General features: G+C 62.1%; 14 protein-coding genes. 12 read left to right on the forward strand and 2 right to left on the reverse strand.

Annotated features, from left to right (window positions below; translation table 11 throughout):
- The first annotated feature begins 11 nt into the window (after positions 1-11).
- From E5K02_RS19260 to E5K02_RS26185, 9 genes are all read left to right on the forward strand, one after another.
- On the forward strand, positions 12-773 hold the full coding sequence (locus E5K02_RS19260) for a phosphoadenylyl-sulfate reductase (protein WP_135396960.1): 762 nt from the start codon (positions 12-14) through the stop codon (positions 771-773).
- Positions 774-837: 64 nt separating this feature from the next.
- Positions 838-1,749 (forward strand): sulfate adenylyltransferase subunit CysD, encoded by a 912-nt coding sequence (cysD, locus tag E5K02_RS19265; protein ID WP_135396962.1) that lies wholly within the window; start codon positions 838-840, stop codon positions 1,747-1,749.
- An 88-nt stretch (positions 1,750-1,837) separates the two neighbouring features.
- Positions 1,838-3,115 carry a sulfate adenylyltransferase subunit 1 gene (locus tag E5K02_RS19270; protein WP_135396964.1) on the forward strand — a complete coding sequence of 426 codons (1,278 nt, stop codon included), beginning with the start codon at positions 1,838-1,840 and terminating at the stop codon, positions 3,113-3,115.
- A gap of 155 nt (positions 3,116-3,270) precedes the next feature.
- The gene (gene cobA, locus E5K02_RS19275) at positions 3,271-4,062 is read left to right on the forward strand and encodes a uroporphyrinogen-III C-methyltransferase (RefSeq protein ID WP_135396966.1); all 792 of its coding nucleotides are present in this window, start codon (positions 3,271-3,273) and stop codon (positions 4,060-4,062) included.
- Between the two features lie 46 nt (positions 4,063-4,108).
- On the forward strand, positions 4,109-5,938 hold the full coding sequence (locus E5K02_RS19280; protein WP_135396968.1) for an assimilatory sulfite reductase (NADPH) flavoprotein subunit: 1,830 nt from the start codon (positions 4,109-4,111) through the stop codon (positions 5,936-5,938).
- A 320-nt stretch (positions 5,939-6,258) separates the two neighbouring features.
- Entirely contained in the window at positions 6,259-9,144 is a 2,886-nt protein-coding gene (locus tag E5K02_RS19285; protein ID WP_135396970.1) for a TonB-dependent receptor, read from the forward strand.
- Between the two features lie 188 nt (positions 9,145-9,332).
- Positions 9,333-10,118 (forward strand): DUF2490 domain-containing protein, encoded by a 786-nt coding sequence (locus tag E5K02_RS19290; protein WP_135396972.1) that lies wholly within the window; start codon positions 9,333-9,335, stop codon positions 10,116-10,118.
- Positions 10,118-11,833: an assimilatory sulfite reductase (NADPH) hemoprotein subunit gene (cysI, locus tag E5K02_RS19295; protein ID WP_135396974.1), complete on the forward strand. Its 1,716-nt coding sequence runs from the start codon at positions 10,118-10,120 to the stop codon at positions 11,831-11,833. Before E5K02_RS19290 ends, cysI begins: the two co-directional genes overlap by 1 nt.
- Positions 11,834-11,898: 65 nt before the next feature.
- Positions 11,899-13,425: a TSUP family transporter gene (locus tag E5K02_RS26185; protein ID WP_135396976.1), complete on the forward strand. Its 1,527-nt coding sequence runs from the start codon at positions 11,899-11,901 to the stop codon at positions 13,423-13,425.
- A 14-nt stretch (positions 13,426-13,439) separates the two neighbouring features.
- On the opposite strand, the gene E5K02_RS19305 is transcribed toward E5K02_RS26185, so the two are convergent.
- Together E5K02_RS19305 and E5K02_RS19310 are read right to left on the reverse strand one after the other, a co-directional pair.
- Positions 13,440-15,728 carry a sensor histidine kinase gene (locus E5K02_RS19305; protein WP_135396978.1) on the reverse strand — a complete coding sequence of 763 codons (2,289 nt, stop codon included), beginning with the start codon at positions 15,726-15,728 and terminating at the stop codon, positions 13,440-13,442.
- Positions 15,729-15,819: 91 nt separating this feature from the next.
- Positions 15,820-16,254, reverse strand: coding sequence for a hypothetical protein (locus tag E5K02_RS19310; protein ID WP_135396980.1), 435 nt, complete (start codon positions 16,252-16,254; stop codon positions 15,820-15,822).
- A 449-nt stretch (positions 16,255-16,703) separates the two neighbouring features.
- On the opposite strand from E5K02_RS19310, the gene E5K02_RS19315 reads away from it, so the two are divergent.
- From E5K02_RS19315 to E5K02_RS19325, 3 genes are all read left to right on the forward strand, one after another.
- Positions 16,704-18,056 (forward strand): TolC family protein, encoded by a 1,353-nt coding sequence (locus tag E5K02_RS19315; protein ID WP_167856496.1) that lies wholly within the window; start codon positions 16,704-16,706, stop codon positions 18,054-18,056.
- Between the two features lie 143 nt (positions 18,057-18,199).
- Entirely contained in the window at positions 18,200-19,351 is a 1,152-nt protein-coding gene (locus E5K02_RS19320) for an efflux RND transporter periplasmic adaptor subunit (RefSeq protein WP_135396984.1), read from the forward strand.
- A gap of 63 nt (positions 19,352-19,414) precedes the next feature.
- Entirely contained in the window at positions 19,415-22,651 is a 3,237-nt protein-coding gene (locus E5K02_RS19325) for an efflux RND transporter permease subunit (protein ID WP_135396986.1), read from the forward strand.
- The last annotated feature ends 83 nt before the right edge of the window (positions 22,652-22,734 follow it).

Consider the following 22,734-nt stretch of genomic DNA (forward strand, 5'->3'; position numbering starts at 1 on the left):
CTCTTCGTATCATGCAAGTAGCCTCTGAGGCGCTGGTTACGAGCCTGCGCCAGCAGCTCGCCGGGCGCTCCGCGGTGGAAATTCTCGCCGAAATAGCCACTCAGTTTCCAGGCCAGGCCATTTTCTCGACTTCCTTCGGGCTCGAAGACCAGATCATCACCCACCTGATTTTCGAGCACAACCTCCCGATTAAGGTCTTCACGCTGGATACCGCCCGCAACTTCCAGGAAACTTATTCCACCTGGAACAAGACCCTGTTGCGCTACGGCCGGGCCATTGAGCCTTACTTTCCCCAGCAAGCCAGCGTGGAGCAGCTCCTGCTCGAAAAAGGGCCCAACAGCTTCTACGAAAGCGTGGAAAACCGCAAGGAATGCTGTAGCATTCGCAAGGTAGAGCCGCTGCGCCGGGCCCTGGCGGGACAGCAGGCGTGGTTTACCGGTATTCGGGCCGAGCAGTCGGCCAACCGCCAGGACATGCACGCGGTGGAGTGGGACGGCGGCCACCAGCTCCTCAAGTTTCACCCTTTGTTCGACTGGACCTTCGAGCAGTGCTGGGACTTTGTGCACGCCCACAGCATCCCCTTCAACCCACTGCACCAGCAAGGATTCGTGAGCATCGGGTGCGCGCCCTGCACACGGGCCATCAAACCCGGCGAGGATTTCCGGGCCGGGCGCTGGTGGTGGGAAGACCAGTCGGCTAAGGAATGTGGCCTGCACAGCACCCACAACGGCCCCGACCCGGTGGTAGAGCCAGTCAACGCTTCGACTTTGTAACGGCCATATAATCATCCAACAGCGGGCAATCGGGCCTGCCGCGGCACTTAAGATTTACCTGAGCATGAGTACCCTCCACTTTGATTATCTCGACCGGCTGGAAGCCGAAGCCATTCATATTCTGCGGGAAGTTGCGGGCCAGTTTGAGCGCCCGGCCCTGCTGTTCTCGGGCGGTAAAGACTCGATTGTGCTGACCCGCCTCGCCGAAAAAGCCTTCCGCCCCGGCCGCTTTCCCTTCCCGCTGGTGCACGTCGATACCGGCCACAATTTCCCCGAAGTGCTCCAGTTCCGCGACGCGCTGGCCGCCGAGCTGGGCGAAAAGCTTATTGTGCGCAGCGTGGAAGATACCATCAAGCGGCAGCGCCTGCGCGAGCCGGGCGGCAAGTTTCCGAGCCGCAACCCGCTGCAAACTTATACCCTGCTCGAAACCATCGAAGAGTTTCAGTTCGACGCCTGCATCGGCGGCGCCCGGCGCGACGAGGAAAAAGCCCGGGCCAAGGAGCGTATCTTCTCCGTGCGCGACGAGTTTGGCCAGTGGGACCCCAAGCGCCAGCGTCCCGAGCTCTGGAACGTGTACAACGGCCGGATTCAGCGCGGCGAAAACGTGCGCGTATTCCCGATTTCGAACTGGACCGAGCTGGACGTGTGGCGCTACATTCAGCGCGAGAACATTGCCCTGCCCAGCATCTACTTCGGCCACCCCCGCACCTGCGTGGTGCTGCCCAGCGGCCAGCTTCTGGGCCTCAACGAGCACCTGCGCCTCGACGCAACCGACGAAATCGTGGAGCGCCAGGTGCGCTTCCGTACCGTGGGCGACTCGACCTGCACCGCCGCCGTGGAAAGCGACGCGGCCACCATCGACGACATCATTGCCGACCTGCTCAGCGCCAAAGTCAGCGAGCGGGGCGCTACCCGCCTCGACGACAACATTTCCGAGGCTGGCATGGAAGACCGCAAACGCAACGGGTATTTCTAAGCTAGAACTCAACAGTGAGAGCTCGGAACTGAGAATGTTCCGGCGACTGCTTCTAAGTTCTGAGTTCTAACTTCTCAGCTCTAAAAAAATGGACCTTCTCCGATTCATCACCTGCGGCAGCGTCGACGACGGCAAAAGCACGCTCATCGGCCGCTTGCTCTACGATTCTGATTCCGTTTCGCTGGACGTGCTGGCGGCTTTGGAAAACCGGCCGACCGTGCACGGCACCGTGGATTTGGCCTTGCTGACCGATGGCCTGCGCGCCGAGCGGGAACAGGGCATTACCATCGACGTGGCGTACAAGTACTTTACTACGCCGCGCCGCAAGTTTATCATCACCGATGCGCCGGGCCACGTGCAGTATACCCGTAATATGGTCACGGGCGCTTCGACGGCCGATTTGGCCATCGTGCTGGTCGATGCGCGCCAGGGCGTGGTGGAGCAAACCCGCCGCCACTCGCTGATTGCCTCGCTCGTGGGTATCCGGCATTTCGTGCTGGCCGTGAACAAGATGGACCTGGTGGGCAACGAGCAAAGTGTGTTTGACCAGATTGTGGCCGACTACGCCGCCGTGGCCGACCAGCTCAAGCTGCCGACCGTAACGGCTATTCCCATCAGCGCTTTGCTGGGCGACAATATCGTGGGCCGTTCCAAAAACCTGAGCTGGTACCAAGGACCAAGCCTGCTGGAACACCTGGAAAGCGTGCCGGCTTTTGAGGAAGCGTCCATTGCCGAGCCCCGCTTTCAGGTGCAGTTCGTGATTCGTCCCCAGACGGAAGACTACCCTGATTACCGCGGCTACGCCGGCCGCATTCAGAGCGGAGAATACCGCCGCGGCGACCGGGTCCACATTCTGCCCAGTGGCCAGGAATCCGTCATTGAGGCCATTGAGGTAAACCAGCAGGAAGTCGAAAGTGCCGCCGCCCCCCAGGCCGTGGTGCTGCGCCTGACCGACGACGTGGACATCAGCCGCGGCGACTCCATCGTACCCGTCGGCAGCCAGATTCACGTGGCCAAGGAAGTTGAAGCCACGATTTGCTGGATGGACGAGCGGCCCCTGTGGCCCGGTCGTAAGCTGCTGGTGCAGCACCACTCGGCCGTCGTCAAAGCGGTGGTGTCGGCCATTACTTATAAAGTGAACGTGCGCACGTTTGGCCGCGCGGCTACCGAGTCGGCCCAACTGAACGACATCGTGGGCATCCGCCTCAAAACGGCCAGCCCGCTGGTGGTAGATTCTTACCAGCACAACCGCGCTACCGGCGCCTTTATCCTGGTCGATGAACTCAGCGGCGACACCCTGGCCGCCGGCATGGTCGATGCCATGCAGAACAGCTTCGTGCCTGAACCCCTGGGCTTCACGATTTGAGAACTCAGGACTGAGAACCCAGAGCTTAGACCAAAGCAAAGTTCAGGCACCTACATTAAATGATCAGACTGCGCCGTGGCGGGTCGTCAAAAGGCTTTGACCGCTTCCCCACAACGAGTCTACGCTCTACGTTCTAACCTCTGAGCTCTACAGCAATGTCTAACTTCCCTACTCCCCTGCCCCGCCTGACCGTGCTTGGCGCGGGTCCCGGCGACCCGGAGCTCTTCACGCTGAAAGGTGTGCGGGTGCTGGGTGAGGCCGACGTGGTGCTCTATGATGCGCTGGCCAACAACGACTTGCTGAGGTATGTGCGGCCCGGGGCCCAGCAGATTTTTGTGGGCAAGCGTCGCGGTATGCGCAGCTACGCCCAGGACGAGATAAACGCCCTTATCGTGGAAAATGCCTTGCAGCATGGCCACGTGGTGCGCCTCAAGGGTGGCGACCCGTTCGTGTTTGGGCGGGGCCGGGAGGAAATGCTCTATGCCGAGCAGCACGGCCTACTCACCGAATACGTGCCCGGCATCAGCAGCGCCGTGGCCGCGGCGGGCAGCGTGGGCATCCCCGTGACGCACCGGGGCAGCAGTGAAGGGTTCCAAGTGGTTACGGCTACTACCGCCACCGGGGAGCTGTCGACGGCAGTAAGGGAGGCGGCCCGCTCACGCACTACCACAGTCATCCTGATGGGCCTAAGCCAGCTGGGACGCATTGTGGAGATATTCAGCCAGCACGGACACGGCCAGACGCCGGCGGCCATTGTGCAGAACGGTACCCTACCCACGGCTCAGCTCGTGACCGGCTTGGTAGCCCAGCTGCCGGAGCGGGCCGCAGCGGCCGGCATCGGGGCGCCGGCCATCATCATCATCGGCCAAGTGGCCCGGCTGGCGAAGGCCGAGGCGGCGGTGCCGACGGTGTTTGCCGACTTGCTTGCCTACGCCGCAGTGGCCTGACGAAAAAGCACAACCACAACCACCCCCGATTTCCTTTCTGTTAGCCATGAGCCTTCTTTCCCAAGACCAGACGCTGCCCCTGGGCCTCGACGACAACACGTTGCAGCGCCTGACCACGGGCCTCTCCGACCAGCAGTTGATCTGGCTGAGCGGCTACTTCTACGGCCGTACTTCGGCGGGCCGCGGTGAGGTGCAGAACGCCCTGCAGGCCCAGTCGGCTGCGCAAGCTGCCGCTTCCCCGGCGGCTTCCAAGCTCACCATTCTCTACGGCTCCCAGACCGGCAACAGCAAGAAGGTGGCCCAGCAAACGGCCGAGAAAGCCAAGCAGCGGGGCGTGCAGGTGACGGTGCAGGACGTGAACGACTACGCTACCCGGGCCCTGAAAACCGAGCAGCAGCTCCTGCTCGTGGTCAGTACGCAGGGGGAAGGCGAGCCGCCGGTGGCAGCCGAGGAGCTGCACCAGTTTTTGCTCAGCAACCGCGCCCCCAAGCTGCCCGACCTGCGCTACTCGGTGCTGGCCCTGGGCGATAAAAGCTACGTGCAGTTCTGCCAGACCGGCCGGGAGTTTGATGAGCGCCTGGCTGAACTGGGGGCCCAGCGCCTGCTGGAGCGGGTAGAGTGCGACGTGGACTACCAGGAAACCGCCCAGCAGTGGGCCGACCGGGTGCTGAACGTCATTGCTGCCGAGGCCGTGGCCGGCCAGTCAGGCGGTAATGGGCACGCTCCGGCAACGCAAACCCTAACGGCCCCGGCGCCGGAGCAGTACTCCCACCACAACCCCTTCGAAGCTACGGTGCTGGAGAAGATTCAGCTCAACGGGCGCGGCTCAAGCAAGGAAACCTACCACCTCGAGCTGTCCCTGGCCGATTCGGGCCTGCACTACGAGCCGGGCGACGCGCTGTCGGTAGTGCCGCGCAACGGTGAGGCCCTGGTCGAAGAAGTACTTCAGGCGGCCCACCTCGATGGTGCCACTACGATTCAGCTCTCGGGCGTGGACTTTGAGCTGGGCACGGCTCTGACCCAGAAGCTGGAACTGTCGGTGCTGACGCGCGACGTGCTGGAACGCTACGCCGCCGCGGCCCCGCAGCATAAGGCGCTGGCCGACATCGTAACCGATATTCCGCAGCTGCAACAGTACGTCTACGGCCGCGACGTGGCCGATTTGCTCCGCGAATTCCCGGCTGAGCTGTCGGCCGGGCAGCTGGCCGCGGTGCTGCGGCCCCTGCCGGCCCGGGCCTACTCTATTGCCAGCAGCCTGCTGGTGCACCCCGAGGAAGTGCACCTGACGGTGGGCGCCGTGCGCTACGCCGCCCACGGCCGCACCAAGCACGGCGTGTGCTCGTCGCACCTGGCCGACCGGCTCGACATCGACCACACCGCTCGCGTCTTTGTGGAGCGCAACGAGTATTTCAAGCTGCCCCAGGACGCGGCCACCGATATCATCATGGTGGGCGCGGGCACCGGCGTGGCCCCCTTCCGGGCCTTCGTGGAGGAGCGGGTCGAGGTGGGCGCTGAGGGCCGCAACTGGCTGTTCTTCGGCAACCCCAACTTCACCACCGACTTCCTCTACCAGACCGAGTGGCTTCAGCACCTCAAGCGCGGCACCCTGCGCCACCTCGACGTGGCCTTCAGCCGCGACCAGGCCGAGAAAATCTACGTGCAGCACCGCCTGCTCGAAAAAGCCCGCGACGTGTACGGCTGGCTCGAAAATGGGGCCCACTTCTACGTCTGCGGCGACAAGGCCCGCCTGGGCTCGGCTATTCAGGAAGCCTTGAAGCAGGTAGTACAGCAGCAGGCCGGCTGCTCGGCCGAGGACGCCGCCGACTACCTGCGGATACTCAAAAAGCAGCGCCGCTACTTGGAAGATGTATACTAATCGACAGCCTTCGCCAGAACGTCCTGTCGAGCCAAGCGAGACGTCCGGCGTGCTGTCGTTGTCATACTAACCGCCCTGATTAACTGCAAGAACATCAGCCCGCAAGCTTTCTTGGCTACGCTGGAAATGGCGGACTAATAGATACAGCCAAAACTCCAAACTATACCCGATCAATGAAAACCGTGGCTTTGCGGAGGCGATGTTGTAGCTGCTGACCCGGCGTTTCGGCGGCCTGCCGGAATGTGCTACTCGGCCGGCGCGGCCCAACCTTTCTACTGCTTGCGCCCGACCCATCCCTACCAAACCCTACTCCGTTGATCATGAGAAAAATAGTTACTGCTTCTTTACTTACCCCGCTGCTGGCCGTGGCCAGCGTGGCCCCGGCCCTGGCCCAGGACGACATCATTGCCATCAGCGGCGTGGTGCGCGAGAATGGCAGCCAGCAGCCCTTGCCCGGCGTGAGCATCAGCGTCAAGAACGGCTCGATTGGCACGCTCAGTGACGCCAGCGGCAAGTTTGCCCTCAAAGCCAAGCTCAAGTTTCCCTTCACGCTCGTCTTCAACATGCTGGGCTACGAGGCCAAGGAGGTGGAAATCGTGAATGCGACGAACCTGGTGTCGGTAGCTCTGGAGAGCCGGGCGTTGCTCACCAATGAGGTGGTCGTATCGGCCTCCCGGGTGGAGGAAAGCCGGCTGAAGTCGCCGGTGGCCATTGAAAAGCTCGACATCCGCGCCATCAAAGAAACCCCGGCCCCGAGCTTCTACGACGCGCTGGAAAACGTGAAGGGCGTGCAGATGACGACTTCCAGCCTCACGTTTAAGGTGCCCAACACCCGGGGCTTCAACATCCCCAACAACTTCCGCTTCATGCAGCTCGTCGACGGCGTCGACATGCAGGCGGCCACGCTGGGCGTGCCGCTGGGCAACGCCATTGGACCGACTGAACTGGACATTGCCAGCGTGGAAATCACGCCCGGTGCCGCCTCAGCCCTTTACGGCATGAACGCCATCAACGGCATGGCCAACCTGACGACCAAGAGCCCCTTCGTGTACCAGGGCCTGAGCGTGTACCAGAAGCTGGGCGTCAACCACGTGGATGGCAAAGACTACGACCCCAGCCTGCTAACCGAGTCGGCGGTGCGCTGGGCCCAGGTGTTTGGCAAGCGCCAGCAGTGGGCCTACAAGGTCAACGGCTCCTATTTGCAGGGCACCGACTGGCTTTCCGACACCCAGACCGACCAGAACCCCCAGAACCTGAACGCGGCCAACCCCCGCTTCCCCGAGCTCAGCGGCGACAATAACCCCGCCGCCGACCTCTGGAACCGCTACGGCGACGACCGCAGCGGCAACGTGTCGGTACCTATTACCTACAACGGCAAGACCGAAACCTTCAACGTGCGCCGCACGGGCTACTACGAGAAGGACCTGATTAATCCCACGGTGCGCAACCTCAAGTTCGACGGCAGCCTGCACTACAAGCTCACCGACCGGGCCGAGCTGTCGTACGGCTACCGCTATGGCTTGATGGATGGCATCTTTCAGCGCGGCAACAAGATTCAGCTCAAAAACGTGACCGTGCAAAGCCACAAGCTGGAGCTGCGCGGCAGTGACTTCGTGGCCCGGGGCTACGTGCTCGTGGAAAACACCGGCGACTCCTACAACCTCAACCCGCTGGCCACGAACCTGGACCTCAATAACGGCTCGAACAGCGCCTGGGGCGGCAAATTCCGCACCGAGCTGCAAAAGCAAGTGGATGCCGGCGTGGCCCTGCCGGAGGCCATGAAGCTGGCCCGCGCCTTCGCCGACCAGGGCCGCGCCGAGCCCGGCACCGATGCCTTCGAGCAACTCAAAAACATCATTACCGGCATCAACAACTGGGACATCGAAGTGAACGTGGCCGGCGCGCCCAGAACCGGCGGGGCGGCCCTCTGGCAGCGCAGCCGCACCTACCACAGCGAAGCTCAGTGGAATCTGGGCAAGCGCGTGGAGTGGGTCGACGTGCTGCTCGGCGCCGACGCGCGGGTGTACGAGGTCATCCCCGACGGCAATAACTTCGTGGACTTCAGCAAGCCCCTGGCCGACCGCACCACGCCCGGCGGCAACAACCAGTACTATAAGAAAGTCGGGGCCTTCGGGCAGGCCACCAAGCTGCTCCTGAACGACCGGCTCAAGCTGAACGCCTCCTTGCGGGTGGACTACAACCCCGAGTTCAGCCCCAAGCTCAACCCACGGGTGGCGGCCGTCTACACCATTGCGGAGAAACACAACCTGCGCGCTTCCTACCAAAACGGCTGGCGCTTCCCGGCTTTGTTTGAGGCCCTGAGCTTCGTGAATAACGGGTCGGTGCGCCGCGTGGGCGGCCTGGGCCGGGTCAACGACGGGCTGGGCTTCCTGGAAAACTCCTACACCCTGGCCTCGCTCGACAACTTCACCGCCGCCGTGAACCGCGACGTAGCCGCCGACCCTACCGGCACGACGGCCGAGAAGCAGGCCCGGGCCGCGCTGAAAAACCGGGCGGTACTGCAGGTGGCCAACCTGCCTACCATGCAGCCCGAGCAAATCAACGCCTACGAGGTGGGCTACAAGAGCGTGCTGCTCGACAACCGCCTAGCCCTCGACCTGGACGCCTATTACAACGAGTACACCGGCTTCCTGGGTCAGGTGGAAGTGGCCGTGCCCAAGTCGGGCCCGGTCGGCACCGACGCCTCGGTGCAGGACATGCTGGTGCGCGCCCGGCAGGACCGGTACCGCGTGTACACCAACGCCCGCAACACCTACCGCAGCTACGGCTCGGCCCTGGGCATGACGTATAATTTCTACCAGAAGTACACCGTGTCGGGCAACGTGAACTACAACGCCCTGGCCAGCAACGAGCAGGCCGACGTGTTCGTGACGGGCTTCAACACGCCCAAGTGGGTGACCAACGTGAGCTTCGGCAACCGCGAAATCGTGCGCAACGTGGGCTTCAACGTGGTGTGGCGCCGCCAGAACGCCTTCCTCTGGGAAAGCCAGCTGGCCAACGGCCGGATTCCGGCCTACCAGACCGTGGACGCCCAGGTCAACGTGCGCCTGCCCAACCTGAAATCGACCATCAAAGTGGGCGGCACCAACCTGCTCAACAACCGCTACGTGCAGTACGCGGCCGGCCCCACCATCGGCGGCCTCTACTACGTGGCCCTGACCTTTGACAACACGATACTCCGATAGAACAAAACTCCCCTCCTTTTTCAAATTCCGCGCATCAAGCGGCGTGGGTGCCCGAAGGGCGGGGTGGTTCCGTCGTCAGAACGAGTTTTTAGCACTGGCTCTAGCCTCGTTCAACGATGAAACCACCCCTAGCCCCTCCTTGAAAATAAGGAGGGGAACTAGAATAGTTTGCTAGCTCAGCTTTTTCCATGAAACGCCTTTTTCTCCTTTCGCTTTTTCTCCTGCTGCTCGCCGCCTCCCCGCTGCGCGCCCAGAAAGAGTACGTGCAGGAGCGGCAAACCTGGCTGGGCGTGTTCAACCAAACGCGCTTTTCCCAACACTGGGGTTCCTGGACCGATTTGCACCTGCGTCTGCACGACCATTTCGTGGAATCGGCCTTCCAGAGCGTGGCCCGCGTTGGCCTGACGTATTACCTGACCGACGACGTGCGCCTGACCGGGGGCTACGCTTTCGTGCACCATTTCCCCGACGGGGCCCGCACCATAGCCCAGGCCGAGCACCGGCCCTGGCAGCAGGTGCAGTGGTTCACCAAATTCCCCAAGGCTCGACTGATGCAGTGGGTGCGGCTGGAGGAGCGCTTCCGGCGCACGATTCGCAGCAACGAGCGGCTCGACGAGTTCGACTTCAACTACCGCACCCGTTACAACGCGGCCCTGTTTGTGCCCCTGAGCAAGCGGGGCTTCGAGCCGGGCGGGGTGCAGTTTCTGCTCAACAACGAGGTGATGATGAATTTCGGTAAGGAAATCCGCCTCAACTACTTCGACCAGAACCGGCTGTTTGCGGGCCTGGTCTACCAACTCAACAAGCACGCCCAGCTGCAGGGCGGCTACATGCATTTGTTTCAGCAGCTGCCGGCCGCGGGTGTGTACCGCAACCAGCACACCATCCGGCTTTTCTACTTCCACAATTTCGACTTGCGGCCCGCCGTAGCCTCGGCGCCCACGCCCACTTCCCCCGTAACTCCCCAACCGTAATGGCTGACCAGATAAAGCTTTCCGAAGTCGAGCACGTCAAGCAGGCCAGCAACTACCTGCGCGGCACCATCGACGACAGCCTGCAAAACCGGGTGACCGGGGCCCTGAACCCCGACGACACCCACCTGATTAAGTTTCACGGCTCCTACCAGCAAACCGACCGGGACCTGGAAAGTGAGCGGAAACGCCAGAAGCTCGAGCCGCTCTACTCCTTCATGATTCGGGTGCGGGTACCCGGCGGGGTGGCCTCGGCCGACCAGTGGCAGCGTCTGGACGCGCTGAGCGACGCCTACGCCAACGGCACGCTCAAGCTCACGACCCGCCAGACCTTCCAGCTTCACGGCGTCTTGAAGCGCGACTTGCAGCAGACTATTGCCGGCTTCAACCAGGTGCTCCTGGACAGCATTGCGGGCTGCGGCGACGTGAACCGCAACGTGATGTGCAGCTCAAACCCGCAGGAATCGGAGCTGCACCGGCAGGTGTACGAAACCTCGGTGGCCATCAGCAACCACCTCACGCCCCGCACCACGGCCTACTGGGAGCTGTGGCTTAACGGCGAATCGACGTACTCCAGTGCCATCAACGAGGGCGAGCAGGAAGACGTGGAGCCGATTTACGGCAAGACGTATTTGCCCCGCAAGTTCAAGATTGCCGTAGCCGTGCCCCCCACCAACGACGCCGACGTGTTTGCCAACGACATTGGTCTGGCCGCCATTGAGGAGAACGGGCAACTGCTGGGCTTCAACGTGGCCATCGGCGGCGGTATGGGTATGACGTTCGGGATGCCCGAAACCTACCCCCGCCTGGCTGATGTCATCGGCTTCGTGCCGGCCGACAAGGTGGTGGACGTGTGCGAGAAGGTGCTGACTATTCAGCGCGACTGGGGCAACCGGGAAAACCGCAAGTTCAGCCGCCTCAAGTACACCATCGACAAGGTCGGCCTCGACGCCTTCGTGACTGAGCTGCACCGGCGCCTGGGCTACGAACTCACGCCGGCCCGGGCCTACCGCTTTGAAACCTCCGGCGACGCCTTCGGCTGGAACGGCGGCCCCGATGGCAAAGCGCACGTGACGCTCTTCATCGAGGGCGGCCGGGTGTACGACAAGCCCGGCTACCTGCTCAAAACAGCCCTGCGCGAAATTGCCGGCTTCCACACCGGCCAGTTTCGCCTGACCGGCAACCAAAACCTGACCATTGCCAACGTCGAGCCCAAGCACCGTAGTCGGCTCCAGGCTATTCTGGAAGAAAACGGGGTGTGGAGCAAGACCGAAAAACAGACCGCACTTCGACTTAACTCCCTGGCCTGTGTTGCGTTAAACACTTGTTCCCTGGCATTTGCGGAAGCCGAACGGTATTTGCCGCAGCTGCTCGACCGGATTGACCACGTCATCCGGGCCAACAACCTGACCGACGACGGCATCCTGATTCGGATGACGGGTTGCCCCAACGGCTGCGCCCGGCCTTACCTGGGCGAAATCGGGCTGGTGGGGCGCGCAATTGGCCGATATAACTTATACTTAGGGGCTAACCACGCCGGGGAGCGGCTCAACAAGCTCTACCGCGAGATGCTCGACGAAGACGGAATCCTGCGGGAGCTCACGCCCCTGCTCGAAGCCTACGCCGCCGAGCGGCAGCCCGCCGAACGGTTCGGCGACTTCGTGGTGCGCCGCGGCGTCGTGGCCGCTACCACCCACGGGCAGAACTTCCACGCCTAGCGCCGGGTTCTGTCTGCTCCGCTCCTTTCTGCCCGCCTGTTCTTTCGTCCGCCAATCACCTTTCCATGACCTCGCCCCTTCCTTCCGAAGTAGCCTTGCCCCCGCTGGCTCCGCCCGGCCCGGCCGTGCCGACAGGTAACAACCTGTTTCCCATCTTCCTGAAGCTGGAAAAGTTTCGGGTGCTGGTGGTCGGCGGCGGGGCCGTGGGCCTGGAAAAGCTGGCGGCCATCCTGGGCAACAGCCCGGCGACGGCCGTCACCGTCGTCAGTGAGACCTTCCTGCCCGGCATTCAGCTCCTGGCCGAGGCCCACCCGCAGCTGCAACTGCGCCACCACGCCTACACCCACGTCGATTTGGTGGGCCACGACATCATCTTCGTGGCTACCGACAACCCCGTACTCAACCGCGGCATCAAGGCCCACGCCACCGAGCTGGGCTTGCTCTGCAACGTGGCCGACACGCCCGACGAGTGCGACTTCTACCTAGGCTCCATTGTGCAGAAAGGCGACCTGAAAATTGCCATTTCCACCAACGGCAAGTCGCCCACGGTGGCCAAGCGCCTGCGGGCGGTGCTTTCCGATGCCCTGCCCAATGAACTACAGGAAGTGTTGCAGCACATGACCATCATCCGCGGCAAGCTGGCTGGCGACTTTGCCAACAAGGTGAAGTCGCTGAACGCGGTGACGGCCGAGCTGGCCGGCGGGCCGGCGTATGAGTCGCCGGCGGCGGCGCGCTGGCGCAAGATTGCCACGGCTTCGCTGCTGGCGTTTGCGGCCATGCTCGTGTTCAACATCCTGTCGTACTACGTTACCTGGCACCAGGTCTGGGACGTGGCTTCCAACGCCCGGATGTTCTACATCTTCGTGGCCATCGGCTTCGGGGCCCAGATTGTGGACGGGCTGCTGGGCATGGGCTACGGCGTCGTGACGGCCATCAGCCTGATGAGCATCAACATCGCGCCGGCGGCCGTGAGTGCCAGCATTCATACCGCCGAAATGTTTGCCAGCGGGGCCTCGGGCTACCACCACTACCGCTTCGGCAACGTGAACAAGAAGCTCTTCAAGGTGCTGCTGATTCCGGGCGTGCTCGGGGCTATTACGGGGGCCTACCTGTTGTCGCGCTTCGGCGAAACCTACGGGGCCTACGTCAAGCCCCTGCTGGCCGTGTACCTGCTGCTGCTCGGGGCCCGCATCCTGACCAAAGCCTTCAGCAAGCCCGGCAAGGCCCGCACCAAGCACAAGAAACTCGGGCTGCTGGCCGCGGCCGGCGGCTTCCTCGACTCCTTCGGCGGCGGCGGTTGGGGCCCTTTGGTGACCAGCACGCTTATTGCCGGGGGCCGCACGCCGCAGTACGTCATTGGCTCGGTGAGCGTCACGGAGTTCTTCGTCACCTTTGCCAGCGCCGTTACCTTCTTTGCCACCATCGGCATCACCCACTGGCAGATTATTCTGGGCCTGGTGGTGGGCGGCATTGCCGCCGCTCCGTTTGCGGCCCGCCTGGCCGGCCGCATCCCCACCCGCTGGATGTTTGTGGGCGTAGGCCTGATGGTGATTGTGTGGAGCCTGTGGGCGTTGCGCAAGCTATTTATGTAGCCTTACCGCCGAGTCTATTCCCTTTCAACCGGAAACCAGACCGTCACGGTAGTACCCTGGCCGGGGGCGGCGAAAATGTCGGCGGTGCCGCCCAGTAGCTTTACCCGGTCGCGCAAGGTTTTCAAGCCAATGCCTTTATGGGGCTGCTGGGGGTCGAAGCCGCGGCCATTGTCCTGGGCCGTGAGGCGAATAGCCGTCACGTCGTGGTTTACCACCACCCGGGCCTGGGTAGCCTGGGCGTGCTTTACAATGTTGTTGACCAGCTCCTGCACCAGCCGGTACACGGCCAGTCCGAGGTATTTTTCGAGCGGAACTTCGCTAAGACCCGTTACCTGGCACTGAATCCGGAGCACCCCGTGGCTCATCTGCTGGCACACATCCTTGATGGCCGCGGCCAGGCCAAAGTCTTCCAACGTGGTCGGAATCAGCTCGTGCGAAATGGTTCGGGTCGTTTTAATGGCTTCCGACAAAAACTGCCCGGCCCGCACTTTGGCCTGCAGCACCTGCTGGTACGTGGGACTTTGGGGGGAAGGCTGAATCTGCTCCAGGTGCAGCTTGGTGGCGTAGAGCACCTGCGCCAGCCCATTGTGCAAACTCTCGGCAATGCGCCGCCGCTCTACCTCCTGGGCTTCCAATACGGCATTCAGCAGCTGTTTTTGCTGGGAGAGCTGCAGGTGCAGGTGCTCTTTCTCCAGGCGCTTGATATCGGTAATTTCGCGGGCAATGGCTAGCACACTGAGTACCGAGCCATTTTCCGCCTTTTCCGGTACCAGCCGCGAAAAGAAATACTTGATACCCACCGCCGTTTCTACCGAGTTGTAGTGGTCCTGGGCCAGGCCCGTGTCCAGTACGAGGCGCAGTTTTTCCATCCAGGGCCCGGCCACGGCTTCGGGGTGCAGCATCTCGCGGTTGGTTTTACCCAATAGCTCGGCCATGGGCCTGCCCATGCGCTGACTGTAGGCGCTATTGGCAAAAATCAGGTGCAGCTGCTGATTCCAGCGGGTGATGATGTCCGGCGTATTTTCCACCAGCGTCTGAAACTGTGTGGCGCTGTCGCGGGCCTCTTTTTCGGCTTGCTTCATTTCCGTTACATCCTGCACCGTGCCGTAGAGTGTGCTGATCTGCCCGTGCGCATCGCGCTGCACCTCGGTACGGGTTTCTACCAAACGCACCGTTCCATCGCGGCGCCGAATGCGGTGCACCAGCACGAAGCGGCCCTGGCTGGCAAAACTGCGCAGCAGCTCCCGAAATGCCCACTCATCCTCCGGGTACAGGAAATCCAGGGTGTCTTGCACCGTCAGCGGCTGGCTTTGGGGCTCCAGGCCATGAATGCGGTAGAGCTCGTCGGTCCAGTACACCTGCCCGCTGGCCACTACTACCTCGAAGCTGCCAATATGCCCAATGGCCTGGGACTCTTTCAAGCGCCGGTGCTCCTGCCGCAGCTTCTCGCCCGACTCCTTCACGGCCTGAATATCGTAGAAGAGCACAATCACGCCGTCCTTGGTCGGGGTGGCCGACATGTAGAGCCAGTGCCCGACCCGGTGGCACACATACTCGCCCTCAGCCCGCTGCCCGGTCTGCTGGGCCCGTTGTAGCAGCTGCTGGGCCTCGGGGCCTAAGGCCGCCAGAGCTGTGTCGGCCAGGGGCCGCCCGAGCAGGTCCTGCCGGCCGACGCCCAGCAGCTCTTCGGCGCGCCGGTTGAGGTAGGTGTATTCGCCACTGGTGTTTATCTCCAGGTAGGCCTCGTTGATGGTATCGAGCAGCAGGGTGGCTTTCTGCAGCTGCTGCACCAGCAGGCTGTTTCTCTGGTGCAGGGCCTTGGTCAGGTCTACCTCGCGGCTTAGATCCTCGATGCGGTGACCCTGCTGGACGAGTTCGGTAACGTCCACTACCTTATTGATAATTCCCTGCACGGTGCCATCGGCCGCCAGAATCGGCGTGTTCCGGATGCGCCAGTACTTTTCTTCAAACACTTCAGATCCAGCTTCGGGCCAGCGCACATCATAGCGCTGCACGGGCAGCTGGTCGGGCTGCGCCGTGGCCAGCACCCGCTCAAACGAAGCCCGCAGACTGTAGCTCGAATGCTCGGCCGGGATGGTCGCCGCCGGGTTTTCGGGAAATGCTTCGAACACGGTGCGGCCAAGCAGCACGCTGCGGTAGGTAAGCGTAGCGGCCAGGTAGGCATCCGTAACGGCCAAGATGACGAACTCCCGACTCAGGATAAGGTAAGGATCGGGTAAAGATTCATACACCTGCAGCACCTCGGCGCTCAGTTGGGCAGAAGAAGAAGAGGCAGCCGGCATTACTTCAGCAAAGCAATAAGTACAAGCTATAAAGTAAGCATCTCTCGGCTACATTTGGTAAGAAATCCCGCCGAAAACCGGTCTGGCCGGGCTACCGGCCGTCTACCGATACCGCTTCGCGGGCCTGCAGCAGCCAGTCGGTGGCTTCTCTTTCTTCGCCGGCGTAGTGTAGGCGGTACGGCCGCTCGGGCCCCCCGGGCAGAAAATGGCCTTGCAAAAACTCCTGTGCCCCGGCCAGGTGAGTCGGGCCCACGAGGTAGCTGAAATACAGCGGGCCCCCAAGCTGGGCCGCCATGGCCGGAACAAACTTCTCAAACAGCCATGTGGTAATTTCGGGATTGAAGCTGGCCCGGCGGCGGGCATCAATCAGCCAGAAGCGGCATTGCTGCTCGTTGGCCGCTTCCACGGCCCGGTAAATTCGCTTGATTTCCGTTTCGTCAGCCGTGCCCAGCCAGCGCATCACCAGGATATGCAGGTCGGGACGATACGATAAGTCGATAAGGGGGGAAGGGGACAACAGGTGCATACGCGTAGGAAGGTCGGCTCTTGGGAGCCGCATACGTAAGCCCGGCGGCGAAGGATGCATTTATCCCCACCCCCGTGCAACCCGGCCGCGCCCGACCCGACTTTGCAACCACCGACGCACCGCTAAACCCGGGGCCGTCCGGAAAAGACCAACTGAGGCATAACTTTTCCCGGGCGCTTCGGTTTAACAGGCTTGCAGCCGCACCCGCACCCACGGAGCGGCTGGCAGCAGCAAAACGTGCTGCCTGCTGCGTGTATCCTGCCGACTCGGTGGCCGGGGCCCAGACCGCCACCCAGAGTTGGTTCCGAGCTTATCCTACCCTTTGCCAGGCTGCTCCATCCCTCCGGCCTGGCACCCAATGCTTATTCTGTGCTATACCATGCCCCCGGGTATTGGTCCGGACACTTATGCTGCAGCTTGCCCCCAGCCAGCTGCATAGTTTACCCGCTATGAAAAAAAATCAACAAGCTGTTTGGTCACTGGTTGGCCTTTTTCTGCTTGCCCCTTTCCTGGCCCTGGCCCAGCCCACCACGCCCCCGCCCGCTACAAGCCAGTATTCCTTGGAGCAGTGCCTGCAATTTGCCCTGCAGAACCAGCCCCTGCTGCGCCAGGCCCGCATCGATGAGGAAGCCAACGAGGCCACCATCCGTATCGGACTGGCCGGCTGGCTGCCCCAGGTGGGCCTCAATGCCACGGGGCAGCACTACTTCCAGCTACCCTACACGGTGTTTCCGAACGCAGAAGGTGTGAATGTGCCCCGCCAGATTGGCTTGCGCAACACCTCTACCATTGGCCTGGCCGCCACCCAAACTATTTACAACAACGACGTGCAGCTGGCCCTGCGCAGTGCCCGGCCCTCGCGGCTATTCTACCAGCAGAACTCCACCAGCGCGCGCATCGACGTGGTATCGGGCGTGAGCAAGGCCTTCTACGACGTGCTGCTCTCCCAGCGCCAGCTCGACGTGCTCAGTGAGGATATTGTGCGGCTGCAGCGCAGCCTGCAGGATGCCCGGGCCCGCTACGACGCGGGCATCGTCGACAAGATTGACTACAAGCAGGCCGAAATTTCGCTTAACAACTCTATTGTGGCCCGCAAGCAGGCGGTGGAAGCCATCAAGGCCAAGTCGGCTTACCTGAAGGAGCTCATGGGCCTGCCCGGGCAGCAGCCCCTGACGCTGCAGTACGACACGCTGCGGCTGATGCGCGACGCGGTGGTCGACACAACGGTAGCCCTGGAAACGGCCAACCGCATTGAGATTCAGCAGCTGCAAACCCAGAAAGTGCTGCAGGAAGCCCAGATCAGCTACTACCGCTGGGGGTTCCTGCCTTCGCTGTCGGCCTTTGGCAACTACAACTCGTTGTTTCAGAACAACAACTTCGGCGACCTGTATAGTCAGCGTTTCCCCAGCTCCTATGCGGGCCTGCAGCTGAGCCTGCCGATTTTTCAGGGTGGGCGGCGCCTGCAAAACCTGCGGCGCGAGCGGCTCACCGACCAGCGCCTCGACCAGGACATCATTGCCACCCGCAACCGCATCAACACCGAGTTTGAGCAGGCCCTGGCTACGTACAAAGGCTACTATGCCGATTACCTCATCGGGCAGCGCAACCTGGCCCTGTCGAAGGAAGTGTACTCGGTGGTGAATCTGCAGTACCGGGAGGGCATCAAAACCTACCTTGACCTGATTGTGGCCCAAACCACCTTGCGCACCGCCCAGCTCAATTACTACAGCGCCCTGTTTCAGGTGCTCAGCAGCAAAGTAGACCTGCTACGCGCCCAGGGCAGCCTAGCCACGGCTTATTAGAACTCAGAGCGTAGATGGTAGAGCTTCGACTGTTCAACGTACCTAGCTCAAGCTTGCTATTCTCCGCTGCTGCCTTCCTTTTCCGCCTTCCCTGCTTCTACGCTCTGAGTTCTATACTCTGAGCTCTATAGAATTACCCTGATATGAAAAAGACGATTCTTGCCCTCTCCTACGCGGCCGGCCTGCTGTTTTTGGCCAGCTGCGGCAACAAAGAGGCCGACAAGCCCGCCGGTCCGCCGCCGGCTACGCCCGTGACGCTGGTAGCGGCCCGCACTACCGATGCGGTGTACTACGATGAGTACCCGGCCACGGTGGTGGCCATCAATAACGTGGAGCTGCGCAGCCAGGTGGCCGGGTTTATCACCGGTATCTTCTTCAAGGAAGGCGAGGTAGTAACCAAGGGCAAAACGCTCTATGAAATTGACCGGCGCAAGTACGAGGCCTCCTACCAGCAGGCCCTGGCAGGCCTGCGCAGCACCCAGGCCGTGGTGCAGAACGCCAAGGTAAACCTGGACCGCTACCAGCGCCTGGCTCAGCAGGATGCCATTGCCCGCCAGATCGTCGACAACGCCCAGACGGCCTATGCCACGGCCCAGAGCCAGGTGGCCGTAGCCCAGGCCGGCGTGGCAGCCGCCCGCACCGACCTTGACTACTCCCTGATCAAAGCGCCTTTCTCGGGCCGTATCGGCATTTCACAGGTGCGGCTGGGCTCCCAGGTTAGCCCGGGCTCTACGCTGCTCAATACCATCAGCGGCGAAGACCCCATGGGCGTCGACTTCGTGATTACGGAAGCCGACCTGGCCCGCTTCGTAGCCCTGCAGCGCACCGCCGGCGGCCGCGCCGACTCGACCTTCCGCCTGGACCTTCCCGACGGCACCCGCTACGACCAGCCGGGCAAGATTCTGGCCATCGACCGGGGCGTGAACCAGCAAACCGGCACGGTGCAGATTCGGGTGCAGTTCCCCAATTCTAAGCGCCAGCTCAAGGACGGCATGAGCGCCGTGCTGCGCGTGCTCAACCGGCAGTCGGGCCGCCGCGTGGTAATTCCCTTCAAGGCCGTGGTCGAGCAGATGGGCGAAAACTTCGTCTTCGTGGCCGGCGACTCCAGCAAGGCCGTGCAACGCAAAGTGCAGCTCGGCCCCCGCCTGCGCGACCAGATCGTGATTATGGAAGGTATTAAGGAAGGCGACCAGATCGTGACCGAAGGCCTGAACCGCCTGCGCGACGGCGGCGCTATCCAGACCGGCCCGCCTGCCGCGGCCGCGGGCGGCGCCCCTACAGCAGGTGCCAAATAAGATATGAACGTCATGCTCAGCATGAAGCCCGGTTAAACGGGCATCAAGTATAACTACCGCATCATGATTGCAGAAACCTTTATTCGGCGCCCCGTCACGGCCATTGTCACCTCCCTGGTGATTGTGCTGGTCGGGGTGCTGGCCATCCTGAACCTGCCCGTGGGGCAATATCCGGAAATTACACCGCCCACGGTATCGGTGAGCGGCACCTACACCGGGGCCGACGCCCAGACCGTGGAGCAGACCGTGGCCACGCCCGTGGAAGTGCAGGTAAATGGCACGCCCGGCATGACCTACCTGCAAAGCAACAGCACCAGCAACGGGCAGATGAGCATGACGGTGAACTTCGAAGTGGGCACCGACATCAACATTGCCGCCCTCGACGTGCAAAACCGCGTGGGCATTGCCCAACCGACCCTGCCCCAGGAAGTGCAGCGCCTGGGCCTGGTGGTGCGCAAGCGCAACCCCAGTATTCTGATGCTAGTGGCCCTCTACGCCCCCAAAGGCTCGCACAACACCACTTTCCTCGACAACTACGCCAACGTGTTTATCAAGGACGCCCTGCTGCGCACCAAGGGCGTGGGCGACATCGTGAGCCGGGCCGACGACTTCTCGATGCGGGTGTGGCTCAACCCGGATAAACTCTCCCAGCTGGGCGTCACGGCTCAGGAAGTCACGGCCGCCATTCAGGAGCAGAACGCCCAGATTGCCGCCGGCTCCATCGGGGCGCCCCCGGCCCAGACCGGGCAGACCTTCGAGTACATCGTGTTCGTGAAAGGCCGCCTGACCACGACCGAGGAGTTCGGCAACGTCGTGGTAAAAACCCGGCCCGACGACGGCTCGGTGGTCTACCTCAAGGATGTGGCCCGCTTGGAGCTGGGCAAGTTCAACTACGCCTCGAACTCCTTCGTGGACGGCAAGCGCGCGGCCTACCTACTCGTATACCAGGCGCCCGGCGCCAACGCCCTGGAAACCTACGAAAACGTGGTAGCCACCATGGAGCAGCTCAAAAAGCAGTTCCCCGTCGACCTGGACTACGTGGTGCCGTTTGAAGCCGCCTCTGTGGTAAAGGTGTCTATCGAGGAAGTGCTGCACACCCTGGTCGAGGCCCTGGTTCTGGTGATTATCGTGGTGTATCTGTTCCTGCAGAGCTGGCGCTCCACCCTGATTCCGGTGCTGGCTATTCCGGTGTCCATTATCGGCACGTTTATCTTTTTCATTCCGCTGGGTTTCACGATTAACACCCTGACCATGTTCGGCTTTGTGCTGGCCATCGGTATTGTGGTCGACGACGCCATTGTGGTGGTCGAGGCCGTGGAGCACAACATGAACGAGCGGGGACTTTCGCCCCTGGAGGCCACGCTGGCCGCCATGCGCGAAATTTCGGCCCCCGTTATTGCCATTGCCCTGATTCTGGCCGCGGTGTTCGTGCCCGTGGGCTTTATTCCCGGCATTACCGGCCGCTTGTACCAGCAATTCGCCATTACCATTGCCATTTCGGTGGTTATTTCCGCCTTTGTGGCCCTGTCGCTCACGCCGGCCTTGTGCGTGCTGCTGCTCAAGCCCCACAAGCGCGACGAGAACTCGCGGGGCCTCGACAAGTTCTTCTACCGGTTCAACACCTGGTTTGATACAGTAACCAACAAGTACGGCAACGGGGTGCAGCGCGGCATCAAAAGCTCCCGCCTGGTAGTCATTATCCTGCTCTGCATTGTGGCCGGCACGGGCTTATTGTTCAAAAACAAGGCTTCGGGCTTTATCCCGACCGAAGACGAGGGCCGCCTGATTGTGACCTTCAACCTGCCCGAAGCTTCCTCGACCGAGCGCACCGTGAGTACCCTGCACGAGATTATGAAGGAGCTGGGCCAGATCAAGGGCATCCGGCACTACGCCGGCCTGGGCGGCTTGAACGCGGTAAACTTCTCGTCGAAGTCGAACAGCGGCACGGTGTTTTGCCAGCTCCAGCCCTGGGAAGAGCGCAAAGACAAGGAAGTGCAGCTCCAGGGCCTGATTGCCACCGTGCAGCAGCGCCTGAGCCGCCTGAAGGAAGCCAACATCGTGGTCATTTCCCCGCCCGCTATTCCGGGCCTGGGCAACACCGGCGGCTTTAGCTTCGTGCTCCAGGAGCGCGAGGCCGGCGGCGACATCAAGAATTTCGACGCCCAGCTCCAGAACTTCCTGGGGGCCCTGCGCAAGCGGCCCGAAATTGCGGCCCCCTTCTCCTTTTTCACCGCCAACACGCCCGGCTACCAGCTCACCATCGACCGGGAAAAAGCCAAGAAGCTGGGCGTTTCGATTTCGGATATTGGCACGGCCCTGCGCACCTACCTGGGCTCGGCCTACGTGAACGACTTTACCGTGTACGGCCGCAACTTCCGGGTCGTGACCCAGGCCGACTCCATGTACCGCGCCGACATCAGCAACCTGGGCCAGTACTACGTGCGCAACTCCTCGGGCGGCATGGTGCCCCTGAGCACGCTCACCAGCTACAAGCGCACCGAAAGCGCCCCGCTGATTTCGCACTACAACCTGTTTCGCTCAGCTGAAATCAACGGTAACGCGGCCCCGGGCTACTCCTCCGGCGACGCCATCCGGGCCCTGCAGGAAACCGCGGCCCAGAGCCTGCCCCAGGGTTATGGCTTCGAGTTTTCGGGCCTGACGCGGGAGGAACTGCTGGCCGGCGGGCAAACAGTGTACATCTTCGCCCTGTCCATTGCCTTCGTATTCCTGTTCCTGGCGGCCTTGTACGAAAGCTGGTCGGTGCCCTTCTCGGTGCTGCTGGCCGTACCGCTGGGCGCTTTCGGGGCTATTCTGGCCCTGACCTTCCTGCCCAAGCTCACCAATAACGTCTACGCCCAGATTGGTCTGATTACGCTCATTGGCTTGTCGGCCAAAAACGCCATTCTGATTATCGAATTCGCCAAAGAGCGGGTCGACAAAGGCATGCCCCTGGTGGAGGCCACCCTGGAAGCCGTGCGGCTGCGCCTGCGCCCCATCGTGATGACCTCCCTGGCCTTTATTCTGGGCGTACTGCCGCTGGTATTTGCCTCCGGCGCCGGGGCCCAGAGCCGGCAGACCATCGGCTGGACGGTGCTGGGTGGCATGCTCTCGGCTACCATTCTGGCCATTTTCATCGTGCCGGTGCTCTACGTGCTCATCACGCGCCTGGCCTACGGCAAGGCCAAGCTGGCCGAAATGGAAGCCAACTACAAGCCCGACGACGAGCACGGCGGCTCCCACCACGACCAGGACCGCCTCAACCCCGGCCCCGACGACCCCAAGCTGCTGCCGGCCCACTAAGCGGCTAGTTAAAGTAAACTGGCTGTTCATGCGTCTGTCATGCTGAGCCAAGTCGAAGCATCGCTACCGCCAAACTAAATTGA

It is taken from the genome of Hymenobacter metallicola, from assembly GCF_004745645.1.
In the GTDB taxonomy this organism is placed as follows: Bacteria; Bacteroidota; Bacteroidia; order Cytophagales; family Hymenobacteraceae; genus Hymenobacter; species Hymenobacter metallicola.